Annotated in this window: 13 protein-coding genes; 5 read left to right on the top strand and 8 right to left on the bottom strand. The window is 65.3% G+C overall.

Annotated elements, in window-relative coordinates; all coding sequences use genetic code 11:
• The first annotated feature begins 247 nt into the window (after window positions 1-247).
• Entirely contained in the window at window positions 248-1,105 is an 858-nt protein-coding gene (locus OHQ90_RS02005; RefSeq protein WP_328406848.1) for a hypothetical protein, read from the top strand.
• Window positions 1,106-1,213: 108 nt separating this feature from the next.
• Here the strand turns inward: OHQ90_RS02005 and OHQ90_RS02000 are convergent, their stop codons facing one another.
• Both OHQ90_RS02000 and OHQ90_RS01995 read right to left on the bottom strand, forming a co-directional pair.
• Entirely contained in the window at window positions 1,214-1,693 is a 480-nt protein-coding gene (locus OHQ90_RS02000) for a VOC family protein (protein WP_328406847.1), read from the bottom strand.
• 135 nt (window positions 1,694-1,828) lie between these two features.
• Window positions 1,829-3,238, bottom strand: coding sequence for a lipase family protein (locus OHQ90_RS01995; RefSeq protein WP_328406846.1), 1,410 nt, complete (start codon window positions 3,236-3,238; stop codon window positions 1,829-1,831).
• Between the two features lie 96 nt (window positions 3,239-3,334).
• Here OHQ90_RS01995 and OHQ90_RS01990 point away from each other — a divergent pair, with 96 nt between their 5' ends.
• The gene (locus OHQ90_RS01990) at window positions 3,335-4,018 is read left to right on the top strand and encodes a TetR/AcrR family transcriptional regulator (protein ID WP_328406845.1); all 684 of its coding nucleotides are present in this window, start codon (window positions 3,335-3,337) and stop codon (window positions 4,016-4,018) included.
• A 342-nt stretch (window positions 4,019-4,360) separates the two neighbouring features.
• On the opposite strand, the gene fahA is transcribed toward OHQ90_RS01990, so the two are convergent.
• The 3 genes from fahA to OHQ90_RS01975 form a co-directional block, all read right to left on the bottom strand.
• Complete coding sequence (gene fahA / locus OHQ90_RS01985; protein ID WP_328406844.1) at window positions 4,361-5,539, bottom strand: fumarylacetoacetase; 1,179 nt, start codon at window positions 5,537-5,539, stop codon at window positions 4,361-4,363.
• On the bottom strand, window positions 5,536-6,735 hold the full coding sequence (locus OHQ90_RS01980) for a homogentisate 1,2-dioxygenase (protein ID WP_328406843.1): 1,200 nt from the start codon (window positions 6,733-6,735) through the stop codon (window positions 5,536-5,538). Before OHQ90_RS01980 ends, fahA begins: the two co-directional genes overlap by 4 nt.
• A gap of 215 nt (window positions 6,736-6,950) precedes the next feature.
• Entirely contained in the window at window positions 6,951-7,577 is a 627-nt protein-coding gene (locus tag OHQ90_RS01975) for a TetR/AcrR family transcriptional regulator (RefSeq protein ID WP_328406842.1), read from the bottom strand.
• Window positions 7,578-7,706: 129 nt separating this feature from the next.
• On the opposite strand from OHQ90_RS01975, the gene OHQ90_RS01970 reads away from it, so the two are divergent.
• From OHQ90_RS01970 to OHQ90_RS01960, 3 genes are all read left to right on the top strand, one after another.
• Window positions 7,707-9,629, top strand: coding sequence for an acyl-CoA dehydrogenase family protein (locus OHQ90_RS01970; RefSeq protein ID WP_328406840.1), 1,923 nt, complete (start codon window positions 7,707-7,709; stop codon window positions 9,627-9,629).
• 227 nt (window positions 9,630-9,856) lie between these two features.
• Complete coding sequence (locus OHQ90_RS01965) at window positions 9,857-10,264, top strand: type II toxin-antitoxin system Phd/YefM family antitoxin (protein WP_328406839.1); 408 nt, start codon at window positions 9,857-9,859, stop codon at window positions 10,262-10,264.
• The gene (locus OHQ90_RS01960) at window positions 10,261-10,518 is read left to right on the top strand and encodes a Txe/YoeB family addiction module toxin (RefSeq protein WP_328406838.1); all 258 of its coding nucleotides are present in this window, start codon (window positions 10,261-10,263) and stop codon (window positions 10,516-10,518) included. The genes OHQ90_RS01965 and OHQ90_RS01960 overlap by 4 nt, the downstream gene beginning before the upstream one ends.
• 114 nt (window positions 10,519-10,632) lie before the next feature.
• Here the strand turns inward: OHQ90_RS01960 and OHQ90_RS01955 are convergent, their stop codons facing one another.
• Genes OHQ90_RS01955 through OHQ90_RS01945 form a run of 3 tightly spaced genes read right to left on the bottom strand, consistent with a single transcriptional unit; the run spans window position 10,633 to window position 13,067 of the window.
• Window positions 10,633-11,448 carry an exodeoxyribonuclease III gene (locus OHQ90_RS01955; RefSeq protein WP_328406837.1) on the bottom strand — a complete coding sequence of 272 codons (816 nt, stop codon included), beginning with the start codon at window positions 11,446-11,448 and terminating at the stop codon, window positions 10,633-10,635.
• Window positions 11,449-11,503: 55 nt separating this feature from the next.
• Window positions 11,504-12,484: an N-acetylglutamate synthase, CG3035 family gene (locus OHQ90_RS01950; protein WP_328406836.1), complete on the bottom strand. Its 981-nt coding sequence runs from the start codon at window positions 12,482-12,484 to the stop codon at window positions 11,504-11,506.
• Window positions 12,477-13,067 (bottom strand): peptide deformylase, encoded by a 591-nt coding sequence (locus OHQ90_RS01945; RefSeq protein WP_328406835.1) that lies wholly within the window; start codon window positions 13,065-13,067, stop codon window positions 12,477-12,479. Before OHQ90_RS01945 ends, OHQ90_RS01950 begins: the two co-directional genes overlap by 8 nt.
• Window positions 13,068-13,098: the final 31 nt, after the last annotated feature.

The following is a 13,098-nucleotide window of genomic DNA, read 5'->3' as shown; positions in this document are numbered from 1 at the left end:
AGCTCGCGAATTCCGTGCGGCCGTGGCCGATGTCCGTGCGGTTTCTGCGTCGATCGCGGGTCGGAGTTAGCGTCGTTCCGGGACTCCACAATACTTCCCGGAGGCGGGAAGGCTTGTGGCGGAAGTTATTTAACCTGAGTCGTCGGCAGTAATGGGAGGTGGTGCCGGTGCTGTCGATGGTGGCGGCCACAAGGCTGGGTGAGCAGGAGACGAGGGCGGTGCGTAAAGGCATTTCGAGGTTGCGGCGGTGAGGGGAGGCGGCCCTGCCGGTGAATTCAGGGGGATCGTAGAACGATTGACGGGTGGCTTGCTGCGTGGCACGAAATCATTGCATGAAGAATCGGACAGTCTGACGGGCAAAGCGGTGGGCGCAGGCAATGTATTCACCGGCGAGGACATCCATATAGCTGATGGACTGCGAGCCGACCGCGACACTCCTTCGGCGTATGCGACACAGGTGGAGAAACATGCGCCGACCAGCCGAACATATCTGGCGAGCATTTATAATGGCAGGTTCCATACGAACGATTCGGAGCTAGCCCGAGAATACGCCGACTCATTGACACTCGCTCCGGAACAAATGCATAGTATCGTGGCGGCGCATATGAACGGCAGAAAGTCGGGTGGGATATGGCTCGGAGACGCCGCTGTGACGGAATTCGGTCATCCGACGATCAAATTCAAAGGAACCCCCGAAGGTTGGCACGAAGGTCAAACATGGAGTGATGTCCCGGCTGTGTACAGCCCCAAGGATCGGGCCTTGCTGGTGGGCAGAAGCGCCAGTCAACGTGTGAACGAAGACGCCGCACTGCACGAGTTCAGTCATGGTGTCGATCATGCACTCGGCAATCCGAGTCATAAAAGGGACTTCGGCAGAATTCATGCCCAGGTTATGCCGATCATCGAGGCATTGGATCCGGAGCGAGCCAGATATTTTGGTCCGAGCAACCCCGGCGGCAAAGCTGAACTGTTCGCCTCGGGCTTGGCCTGGTTCTACCGCAACCCCGATGCCGCGGAGTTCGCCAACTCGTCCGACGTCGCCCGGCACTTGAGAAACTATTATCGGGATATGCATACGCGCTTGGAGATACCGCTCTCGTCATAGTGGGCAAGGTCGGCTACTCCGCTCGAGATCAACGGGACATCACTGCGGCATCGCGCGGGAAGCCCGCAATCATGTCCCGTTGATCTTGCTCGCCGGTTTGGGCCGGGGCTAGTCGGGAGTGTCGTAGGCATCGCGCATCGCTTGGACGTCTATTTTCTTCATGCCGAGCATGGCGGCTACCGCGCGGTTGACTGCGGCGGGGTCGGAGCCGGTCAGGAGTTGGTCGGCTTCCGAGGGCCAGATTTGCCAGGGGACGCCGTATTTGTCGTTGAGCCAACCGCATTCGATTTCGTGGCCGCCGTCGGCGAGTAGAGCGGTCCAGAGGCGGTCGACCTCTGCTTGGCTGTCGCAATTGACCAGTAGCGACATGGCGTGGGTGTAGTGGTAGTCGCCGCCACCGTTGATGGCGGTGAACTTCTGGCCGTTGAGCTCGAAGTCGACGAGCATAGTCGTGCCCGCCTGGCGCGGACCCGCCTCGGTGTAGGGCACGACGTTGGTGACCTTCGAGTCTTCGAACAGTGAACAGTAGAACTCGGCTGCCTGCTCGGCCTCGGTGTCGTACCAGAGGTTGGTGACGATTTTCTGCATGACGATCCTCCCGAGTGAAGTTGCGTGCATCAATGCAGACGGTACGGGGGTCAGGAACTCATCGTGGACGGACGGCGAAGCTCGCCCCCGACCGGTCCGATATCCGGTCGGAGACGAGCGGCCAGAGGGTGTCGATCAGCGCTCGCGTGGGCCGATGGGGAATCCGAGGGCGCCGAAGGTGGCGTTGAGATTGATCTCGATCTGCGACAGCAGCGCATTGGTGTCGGCCAACATGGACACGACGTTGTCGGTGCGGCAGCCGACCTGCTCGGGGGCGTTCGGCGCGAGCCGTGACTTCAGCCAGTTGAAGGTCTGTCCCATGCCCAGCGACGGCAGTGTCAGATGCTCGCTGAGATGATCGCGGGTGTAGACGACGGACGCGCCGCCCGCGCAGTAGTGCTGGGCCAGCCGGTCGTTGGTCCACCACGGGACCGCCTCGTCGAAGACGCCCTGGTAGAGGAATATCGGCGCGGTGGGGATATTGCGGCCCAGCACCGTGGCATCGAAGACCTCCTTGATTTCCGGAACCGCGAGGAAATCCGCGATCGGAATTGTCAGCAGCCGCTGGTAGTCGATGAACATCATGGTCAGCGCGTTACGTGGCAGACACTGACGCTCGGTCCGGTCCATCAGCGCCCGGCCTTCGGGGGTCAGGTACCGGTCGGCGGCTTCCTTGAAGCTCGGGTACGCCTTGCGCAGCGAGGAGATGCCGATGCCGATGAGGCTCGCGAACATCGACCCGTTGACATGCAACAGCGAAACCACATCGGAGGTCGGCGCACCGAGCGCGACGCCTTTGACGTTCAGCTCCGGCGCGTAGGTCGGCTGCATTTCGGCCGCCCACCCGCTGCCCATGCCGCCGCCCGAGTAACCCCACATGGCCACCGGTGTGTTCGCGCCGTCCAGACCGAGCGGCTCGAATCGTTCCGCCGCGCGAATGCCGTCGAGGGTCATGTATCCGGGTTCTTCGGCGACCGCGAGATGGCCGTCGAGACCCTCGTAGTCCGGGATCGAAATCGCCCAGCCCTGGCTGATCAGCGCTGCCAGTGCGATCAGCTCGCTCTGCGAATGGATGCCCTCGGCGCCCGCGAGTCCGCTGCCCTGTTGCAGCACGAACGACGGTGCGCAGTCGGGGCTTGCGCTGTCGTAGTAGAACTGCAGCGAGACCAGCGGCCGGGTCCGGTTCGGATCGGCGCCCGCGGGCAGCACCACCGTCGTGACGGCCGCGGTGGGCTTCCCGAACAGGTCGGTGGTGCGGTACAGCAGCTGCCACGAACGCACATTCAGCGGCAGCAGGGTCAGCACGGCCGGCTTCACCTCCCGCGACCGCAGGATGGTGCCCGGTTCCTGCGATTCGAATCCCTCGGTCGGCCGATAGAACGAATCATGTTGCGGCAGTAGCGGTGCCGCAGCTGCCGGGGCGGCGGTAAGGTCACCGGCCAGTAGTGCGCTGGTCAGCGCGACGGCCATAGTCACTGCCGTCGCAACGGCGCGTGCCGCGGCCCGGCGTCTGCTGTCGGTCCGATCCCCATTGATCACTGACACGTCAGTCCTTCCCTCATCAACGTGCCAGTGATTACAACATGAACTCCGATTACCAACAAGAACTCTTGTTGAAATCGCTCCGGCTATGGTCGAGAGATGACCCGCAGCACATCTGCCGCGCGGCCCGAACCGGAATCGGTGCGGCGTCGGATCCGCGGCCTCGATGCCGAACAGCGCAGCGCGCAGCGCCGCAATCAGTTGCTCGACGCCGCCACCGAACTGTTTGCCGAGCAGAGCTTTTCGGGGACATCGATCGAGCAGATCTGCCAGCACGCCTATGTCGGCACCAAGGGCTTCTACGATCATTTCGACAGCAAGGAAGCCTGCTATGTCGCACTGCTGGTGAAGCTCACCGAGCAGATCCAACAACGGGTCATCGAGGGCGCGGCCGCGGCCGCCGGACTGGACTGGCCGCAGCGCGCCGCCGCCGTTATCGCCGCGTTCGTGCATGCGATCGCCGATGATCCGCGGCTGGCTCGGGTGACCTTCGGTGAGTCGGGCGGCATTTCGACGGCCGTGGAAAAGCAGCGTCGGATCAATCGGCGCTGGGCCGCGGCCTTCCTCGACGAACAGTGGTCAACGAAGCCCGTCGCGGACGCCGCCGACGAACATCGTCGGCTCGCGCTGGCGCTGGCCACCATCGGCGGCATGTTCGAGCTGGTCACCGACTGGTTGCACCACCACGACGATGGCGGTGCACCCGATGTGGTCGAGACCCTGATCGTCGACCTCACCCGCTTCCTCAATGCGGTGGATGCGGGCCGAGCGGCCGTCGGGTAGTCGGACGATGTCGGGCTGCACTGCGGCTGTGGATATTTCGCGAGCTATCAGCTCCGGACGATCGGCCGGCGCCCACCCGCCTTCGTGAGCGGGGGTGGGCGCCGGTCGGCACGATGGCGAATTCGCCTACTTGGTCCCGGCGTTCGCCGAACCCGTGTTCAGTGCGCTGAGCAAACCCATGATCACGCCAACCACCGGCGAACTGCACGTCGGGGGCTGGCTAGAGGTGCATCCGCCGGATCCGGAATCCGCTACCGCGGTGGGCGCACTCGCGGCGGATGCCTCCTCCGGCCCGAACGCTACCGAGCGGAATTGCCGCGTCGTAGCCCTCGATTCAGCGGGTCAAGGCTGCGCGGCGGGCAGGATGCGGCCCCGGACCTCGCCGAGTCCGAGGCGCATGCCCGCTGGGCCCGGGGCGGTCGCGGTGATGACCACCTCATCGCCGTCTTCCAGGAAGGTGCGCAGTTGCCCGTTGACGGGCACCGGTTCAATACCGCCCCAGGACAATTCGATGAACGAGCCGCGCTGTTGCCGTGCTGGTCCGGAAATGGTGCCCGACGCGTAGAGGTCACCCGTGCGGGTGGCGGCGCCGTTCGCCGTGAGATGGGCAAGCATCTGCGCCGGGGACCAGTACATGCGGCTGTAGGGCGGGTAGGACACCGGCTGACCGTTCCAGGTGATGGTGAGATCGATATCGAGGCCCCACTTCTCGGTCTCCCGGAGGTAGGGCAGCGGCTCGGGGGTTTGTTCGGGCAGCGGGATGTGGGCAGACTCCAGCGCCGCCAGTGGGGTCACCCAGGGTGACAGTGAGGTAGCGAACGATTTGCCGAGGAAGGGGCCGAGCGGCTGATACTCCCAGGCCTGGATGTCCCGTGCGGACCAGTCGTTGACCAGCGCGACACCGAAGACGTGCTCGGCGAACTCGTCCGCGCCGATCGGCGTGCCGAGCTCGGAGCCGACCCCGACCAGGAAGCCGAGCTCGGCTTCGATATCCAGCCGTCGGGTCGGGCCGAAATCGGGTGTGCCCGAATCGGTTCGACGCTGACCGCAGGGGCGGGTGATGCCGGTGCCCGATACGACGACGGTGCCGGACCGGCCGTGGTACCCGACCGGTAGGTGCCGCCAATTGGGCAGTAGCGGTTCGGAATCCGGGCGGAACAGGCGGCCGAGGTTCGTGGCGTGATCGATGCTGGCGTAGAAGTCGACGTAGTCGCCGATCTGCACCGGCAGCGCCAAGGTCACCTCGGTCAGCAGATGCACTGCCTCGGCGAGGATTTCGCCATCGACCAGCGTGCGGAGCCGGTCGCGCGCCGCATGCCAGCGGCGCGGGCCCTGTGCCATGAACGCATTGAGACTCGGCTGTGCGAAGACCGGATCATCGAGTGCCACGGCGAGATCGATGACCGAGTCGGCCAGTCGGGCGCCGACGCGATAGTTGCCCTGGGCGGGCGCGAACACGCAGTAGGGCAGGTTGTCGGGTCCATAGAGCGAGCCGGGACGAACCTCGATGCGCTTCTTCACTGCTGTGGACCCCGATTCGACCAGGTCCAGGCGTAGCCGGGATCCTCACACGCCAACGCGCCCTCGCCGAGTTCCAGCGGCCGGAAGGTATCGACCATGACGGCCAATTCGTCGAAGAAGTCGATGCCGATGCTGCGCTCATAGGCCCCGGGCTGCGGTCCGTGCGCATAACCGCCGGGGTGCACCGACACCGAGCCCTGGCCGATGCCGGAACCCTTGCGCGCCTCGTAGTTTCCGCCGCAGTAGAACATGATCTCGTCGGAGTCGACATTCGAGTGGTAGTACGGCACGGGGATCGACAGCGGGTGGTAGTCGACCTTGCGCGGCACGAAATTGCACACCACGAAGTTGATGCCCTCGAACGCCTGATGAGCAGGTGGCGGCTGGTGCACGCGTCCGGTGATCGGCTCGAAGTCGGCGATGTTGAAGGTGAGCGGGTAGAGGCAGCCGTCCCAGCCGACCACGTCGAACGGGTGCGTCGCGTAGATCATTCTGGTACCGACGACGCGGCCGCCCGGCCGGTGCTTCACCAGGACCTCGATATCGGTGCCCGTCTCTGTCAACGGCTCGGTCGGTCCGTGTAGATCGCGCTCGCAGTACGGCGAATGTTCCAGCAGCTGACCGAATTTCGACAAATAGCGCTTCGGCGGTGTGATGTGACCGGACGCCTCGATCACGTACGCGCGCAGCGGGTCGGGCCCGCTGGGCAGCCAGCGGTGTGTTGTCGCCCTTGGAATGAGCACCTGATCGCCCTGTCGTGCGGCGATCGCGCCGAAGACCGTCTCCAGCACCGCGGCACCGGATTCCACGTACACCAGTTCGTCGCCGATGGCATTGCGGTAGAGCGGCGAGCCGCCCTTGGCGACCACGTAGGAGATCCGGACATCGGCGTTGCCGAGCAGCAGCCGCCGACCGGTGACGGGATCGGTCTCGGCGGGGGTGTCACCGGGGAACAGGTTGTGCAGACGAAGATGTCGATGGCGCAGTGGATGATTCGGTGTCGTGGACTGGTCGGGCAGTTCCCAGACCGTGGAGTCGACGATCGCGGGCGGCAGGCCGCGGTGATAGAGCAATGACGAGTCGCCGGAGAAGCCCTCCTCGCCCATCAGCTCCTCGTAATAGAGTCGCCCACTCTCGTCCCGGTGCTGGGTGTGCCGCTTCGGCGGCACCGATCCCACCTGCCGATAGAACGCCATGACCGCACCTCCGGCCGCTGGTCGGATATTTGCTACCCATGGTAGTGAGCGGTGTTGCCGAATGGTGGCAAAATCGGCCCGATCGGTGCGCATTCTGTCGGGACATCACCGCGTTGACGAGCATTTCGCCTAGCGATGCGGCTTACCTGCTGCACAATTGTTGAGCTGCGCAGTGCGGGGCACGGGGTGTGCTGCCGGGATCCGGCGGCGAGAGGTCAGGCGTGGCGCAGCGCGCGATACACCGCGGCGCCGACGAAGGCGCCGAGGCTCTGCGGATCCCAGTCGCCCTCGCCCGCGAGCAAGGTGCGCACTGCACCCTCGCCGGCCGACACCCACAGCTCCACCAGGGCAGGCAGCTTCCGGTCGGCGTCCTCGGTGCCCCATGCGCGCAGGGTGGGGCGCAGCAGGGTGGAGCAGCGCTCGACCGCGAGCTTGCGGCCACGCCCGAACGAATCCGCAACCGCGGGATCGGGATTGCCGTACAGCAGCCGCCACGCATCGGGACGATCGGCCGCCTGCTCCAGCAGCGCGTGGAAGCCCTCGATGAACACGGTCTCGCCCGCGTCGACATCGCGCGCGGGCAGCACCTCGAGCAGCCCGCCGACGAGATAGCTCTCCTCACGCTGGATGAGGGCCTCGATCAGTTCGACACGATCGGCGAAGCACGCGTAGACCACGGGCCTTGTCACATTCATGCGCTCGGCGATGGCGGCCATGGTGACCGCTGCGATGCCGTTCTCCACGGCAATCGCCAGCGCGGTGTCCAGCACCTGGGGGCGGCGGCGCTCGGGGCCCAAATGCTGTGCCCGCTGCCGTGGCTGCACGGCCGACTCGCTACCCATGAAGACCAACGATATCAGTGCGATTGCCACGGTTCGCCCTGGTCTTACGCGTAAAATCAGCTTCCTACGTTGACGAACAATAATGCTACAGTCGCGAATGAAGTCGCCGACCACGCCGAGGAGTCATCGATGACCACAACTCTGTTCAACCCGAAGGCCAGCGAGTTCGCCGAGTTCGACGCGGAGACCCGCAGGCTGTTGCGCGCCACGGTCGATTGGTTCGAATCCCGCGGCAAGGCGATGCTCAAGAGCGATGATCGGGATCGGATCTGGTACTCCGACTTCCTCGATTTCGTGAAGCGTGAGCGGGTGTTCGCCACCTTCCTCACGCCCGCCGCCGAGGCGAACGGTGATCCGAACAAGCGCTGGGACACCGGACGGATCGCGATGCTGAGCAAGATCCTCGGCTTCTACGGCATGTCCTATTGGTACGTCTGGCAGGTCACCATCCTCGGGCTCGGCCCGATCTGGCAGAGCGACAACAAAGCCGCCAAGCAGAAGGCCGCCGCGCTGCTGGATTCCGGTGAGATCTTCGCCTTCGGCCTCTCCGAGAAGGATCACGGCGCCGACGTCTACTCCACCGATATGGTGCTCGAGCCCGAGCGCGGCGGCGGGTACACCGCCACCGGCAGCAAGCACTACATCGGCAACGGCAACCTGGCGGCCATGGTGTCGGTGTTCGGCCGCCGCGCCGACAAGCCGATCATCGACAGCTCCAAGGCGCTGGAAAGCAAGCCGACGCAGGAAGATTACGAGGGGTATCTGTTCTTCGTCGCCGACAGCAAGCACAAGAACTACAAGCTGCGCCGCAATGTCGTCGACAGTCAGATGTATGTCGCCGCCTTCGATCTGGAGAAGTATCCGGTCGCCGAGGTGGACATCCTGCACCGCGGCGAGGATGCCTTCCATGCCGCGATGAACACCGTGAACGTCGGCAAGTTCAACCTCGGCTTCGGCGCGGTCGGCGCGTGCGAACACGCCTACTACGAGGCGATTACGCATGCCGAGAACCGAATACTGTTCGGCCACCGGGTAACCGAGTTCCCGCAGGTGCAGTCGTTGCTGACCGACTCGTACGCGCGACTGATCGGTATGAAGCTCTACAGCGAGCGGGCCATCGATTACCTGCGCTGCGCTTCGCCGGACGACCGCCGCTACCTGCTGTTCAATGCGATCGAGAAGATGACCGTCACCCGCCAGGGCCAGCGGATCGTCGAGGACCTCGCGGATGTGATCGCCGCCCGCGGTTTCGAGAACGACATGTACTTCCCGATGGCGATGCTCGGCCTCTTCGGGCTGCCGCGCCTCGAGGGCACGGTGCACGTGAACATGGCGTTGTCGCTGAAGTTCATGGCCAACTACATGTTCCATCCCGCCGATGCCGGATTGGCGGCGTTGCGTTATCTGCCGGGCGCGGCAGTCGCGCCCAAGAGCGCGGTGCGCGCGGTCTCCGGCGCTTTGAGCTGGTCGAGCCGCAAGCTCACCCCGCGCGCGGGTGCGGCAGTGCCGAGACTGGGCAAGGAACTGGCCGGCGCCGACTACGCGCCGGTGCCGACGCGGCGCGACGCGTCCGATGACGAATTTCTGTTCCGGCAAGGGCCGAGCAGTGGCCTCGGCCGCATCCGGTTCCGTGACTGGCGTCCGGTCTTCGAAAAGTTCACGCACATAGCGAATGTCGCGGTATTCCTCGAGCAGGCCCTCGCGTTCCAGACCCTACTGGCCGCCGCCGCGCCGACCGCCGCACAACAGCGCGACGTCGACTTCCTCTTCGCGCTCGGCGAACTGTTCACCGCGGTGCCCTACGCGCAGTTGATCCTGGAGCAGGCCGAGATCGAGGGCACCGGTGCGGACGTGCTGGACCAGATCTTCGACGGTTTCGTGCGCGAATTCTCCAAGAACGCACTGACTTTGCACACCAAGCCGGCCGCGACCAAGGCCCAGCAGACACGCGCGCTCGACCTGGTCCGTCGTCCCGTCGCCGATCGAGCGCGGTTCGAGCAGGTGCTGAGTCAGGCTCGGGCGCACGCCGGGGTCTATGAAATGAACCCGTAGTCAGGAGCTCGGGCCTCACTGCCACCGTCGCGGATGCATATTCTTGGGCCTGATGCCCGGACGCCTCGACGGTGCGCATTTGGCTGCGGGCACCCCGCAAACCCGGTGACAGTATCCCCGCGGGAAGCGCGCGAACGCGACGCCCCGCCCTGTCGGGTCCAGGGCCTCTGCCGGCTGACGCCTGTTGGCTCTGCCGGCTTTGTACGTGATCCTGTACAATCAGCAGTATGCGCCCCATGACTATCAGCGAGGCACGTGCCAATCTCGCCGCCGTTCTCGATAGCGCAACCGAAGACCTGGAAGAAGTCGTCATCACACGGGCCGGACATGAGGCCGCCGTTGTCATCTCTCTGCGCGAATACGAGGCGCTGAAAGAGACCGCGTACTTGCTCGGCAACCCTGCCAACGCACGGCACTTGGAGCGCTCGATTGCTGAGCATCGCAGCGGCCAGGCGAGTCCGCACGACCTCGTCGAAGACGATGAGTCGCGCCTTGCGGCGCCCAAGTCTGCGACAGCGAAGCCCCCGACGCGGAAGTCTGCGACGCCGAAGGCGGTCAAGGCGAAAGCGGCTCGGAAACCAGGGCGCGGGAAAATCATCGGTGCCGCCGATGTCGGGGCCGAGGGCGGCAAGTGAAGATCACCTTCACCCCGAGCGCTTGGGCCGACTACACGTGGTGGCAGACGCAGGATCGGGCCACTCTGCGGCGGATCAACAAACTCATCGACGACATCTGTCGCGACGGTTACGAAGGTATCGGTAAGCCGGAACCGTTGCGGCAGAACCTCTCCGGCTACTGGTCGCGCAGAATCACTTCCGAACACCGTGTCGTATATGTCATCGAGGACGACGCAGCCATCATCATCGCCTGCCGCACCCACTACGAGTGAGGTATCGCCAATTCGTTATTGAGCGCCTAGAGCTCGACCAGGCTCGTCAGGCTCACACCGATCTGGCGTGTCCGCATCAAGCGTCCAGCGATCGCGCACCACGTGATCGAGCCCTCAGTCGGTGAACTCCGCGATGACGGGGGCGTGGTCGCTGGCGCCCTTGCCTTTTCGTTCCTCGCGGTCGACCACGGCGTCCTTGGTGCGGGCGGCGAGGGTGGGGGAGGCGAGGATGAAATCGATGCGCATGCCCTCTTTGCGGGGGAACCGCAGCTGGGTGTAGTCCCAGTAGGTGTAGACGCCGGGGCCGGGGGCGAAGGGGCGCATGACGTCGGCGAAGCCGGTGTCGACGATGGCGGTGAAGGCGTCGCGTTCGGGCTGGGAGATGTGGGTCTTGTCGGCGAAGTATTCGACCGACCAGACGTCGTCGTCGGTCGGGGCGATATTCCAGTCGCCGACCAGGGCGATCTGGGCCCCGGGGTCGTCGGCGAGCCACTTCGCGCCGTTGTCACGCAGGGCGGCAAGCCATTCCAGCTTGTAGGTGTAGTGCGGGTCGGTCAGGGTGCGGCCGTTGGGGACGTACAGACTCCAGACGCGCACGCCGCCGCAGGTGGCGCCGAGCGCGCGTGATTCCACCACCGGGGTACTGATCAGCGATTCGCCCGCGTCCTTGTCGAAGCCGGGCTGCTCGGGGAAGGCGAGTTCCACGTTCTCCAGGCCGACCCGGGAGGCGATCGCGACACCGTTCCACTGGTTCACGCCGAGGTGGGCCACCTCGTAGCCGAGTTCGTCGAAACGCTCGAACGGGAACTGGTCGTCGCGGCACTTGGTTTCCTGCATCGCGAGCACGTCGATGTCCTGGCGGTCGAGAAAATCCGCGACCCGATCGAGACGGGAGCGGATCGAATTGACGTTCCAGGTCGCGAGACGCACGGATGCCTTCCTTACGCAGTGGGTTGTAGGACCGTTCTACCGCAGGCCGCTCGGTTCAGCGAGTGGCCTCCGGCGCGGCGTATCTGTACGCGTGGTGCTCGACGAAGCCCATATCGTGGTACATCGCCATGGCCGGGGCGTTGTCGGCTTCGACCTGAATGTAGGCATGGGTGGCGCCACGAGTGTGTCCCCAGCGGATCAGCTCGGCGCACACCAGCGAACCGAGCCCGTGCCTGCGATGCGCCGCGGCGACCGCGACACAGGTCAGCCCCACCCAGCATCTCCCGTCCGGCGCGGTGGTGAGCGCGCCGCGGCCGATCGCGATCGGTTGCGGCAGGCCGAGCGACGCGAACCCGACCTCGCCGTCCTGCACCGCGGTCAGCACGTCGAGCTCCGGTACCGGCCGCGAAACACTCGGTGCCGCAGGGTCTTCGCCCTTGAACCGGTGCAGGTCCACCCAGGCCGGGTCGGGTGCGGGCGCCACCCGGACCATCGAAGGTCCCTGCGGCAGTACGACAGTGTCGATATCGATGCCGAGCACCACGGTCTCGCTCCAGGTGCGCCAACCCGGCGGCACGGGAGCGAGGCGATCGGGTAGTTGCAGGAGCAACGGCAGCCCATGCGCGGTGAACCACTCGCCGATGCGGTGCAGTGTTTCCGCGCCCAGCTCCGCTGGTCCCGCGGAATTGCCCAGCGGCACCGCCGAATTGGCACGACCGGTGTAACCGCGCCCGGCACGTACCAGCCAACCGTCGATCCAGGCGTGCTCGATCCCCGGCCACCCGTTGGCCGCGGCGGCCTCCAGCGCCCGGATCTCCTTGGTGCGAATAGGTCTCGGCCCCAACGCTTTCAGTGCGACGACCCGGTCCGGGGCCACCGCGACCACCTGTCCGTCCACGGCGCGCACCGTCGGCGGATTCAGCGAGACGAGCTCGCCGATCACATCGGTCAGCGATTGCGGATAACCGGCAGGCAGTTGGTAGCGAAGCACCACGCGCCTGCCCAGCGGAATATCGGGCAGCGCAGCGTCAGTCATCGTGGCCGAACGGATCGGGCACGGTGCCGGGAATCCAGCTCAACCCGGGCGCGCCCCAGCCGTTTCGCTTGATCGCCTTCTTCGCCGCGCGGGCGTTGCGTCCGATCAGCACATCGACATAGAGAAACCCGTCGAGATGACCGACCTCGTGCTGCAACATGCGCGCGAAGAAGCCCTTGCCCTCGATGTCGACGGGTTCACCGTGCTCATCGATGCCGGTGACCCGAGCCCACTCGGCCCGACCGGTGGGAAACTGCTCGCCGGGCACCGACAGGCAGCCCTCTTCGTCGTCATCGGGGTCGGGCATGACCTCGGGGATCTGTGAGGTCTCCAGCACCGGGTTGATCACCGCGCCCTTGCGCCGTGTCGCCTTGCCGTCGGCGCCGATGTCCGGGCAGTCGTAGATGAACAGCCGCAGCGGCACGCCCACCTGATTGGCGGCCAGGCCGACGCCGTTGGCTGCGTCCAGGGTCTCGTACATGTCCGCGATCAGCTCCGCGAGCTCCTCCGGTGTCTGGGTGACCCGTTCGGTCGGGTGGTGCAGAACGGGGTCGCCGACGATGACGATGGGGAGGATTGACATAGGGCAATTATTGCGGGGGCGGCCGGGCGGT

The organism is Nocardia sp. NBC_00403 (genome assembly GCF_036046055.1).
Taxonomy (GTDB): Bacteria; Actinomycetota; Actinomycetes; order Mycobacteriales; family Mycobacteriaceae; genus Nocardia.
The sequence above is the reverse complement of the archived record's forward strand: the minus strand, read 5'-3'. Positions and strand labels throughout refer to the sequence as shown.

What these genes read in the sequence shown, in the direction of transcription:
- OHQ90_RS02000 (WP_328406847.1), bottom strand. Translation starts at nt 1,693, where the DNA reads ATGCAGAAAATCGTCACCAACCTCTGGTACGACACCGAGGCCGAGCAG.
- OHQ90_RS01990 (WP_328406845.1), top strand. Translation starts at nt 3,335, where the DNA reads ATGACCCGCAGCACATCTGCCGCGCGGCCCGAACCGGAATCGGTGCGG.
- OHQ90_RS01980 (WP_328406843.1), bottom strand. Translation starts at nt 6,735, where the DNA reads ATGGCGTTCTATCGGCAGGTGGGATCGGTGCCGCCGAAGCGGCACACC.
- OHQ90_RS01975 (WP_328406842.1), bottom strand. Translation starts at nt 7,577, where the DNA reads ATGGGTAGCGAGTCGGCCGTGCAGCCACGGCAGCGGGCACAGCATTTG.
- OHQ90_RS01970 (WP_328406840.1), top strand. Translation starts at nt 7,707, where the DNA reads ATGACCACAACTCTGTTCAACCCGAAGGCCAGCGAGTTCGCCGAGTTC.
- OHQ90_RS01965 (WP_328406839.1), top strand. Translation starts at nt 9,857, where the DNA reads ATGCGCCCCATGACTATCAGCGAGGCACGTGCCAATCTCGCCGCCGTT.
- OHQ90_RS01950 (WP_328406836.1), bottom strand. Translation starts at nt 12,484, where the DNA reads ATGACTGACGCTGCGCTGCCCGATATTCCGCTGGGCAGGCGCGTGGTG.
- OHQ90_RS01945 (WP_328406835.1), bottom strand. Translation starts at nt 13,067, where the DNA reads ATGTCAATCCTCCCCATCGTCATCGTCGGCGACCCCGTTCTGCACCAC.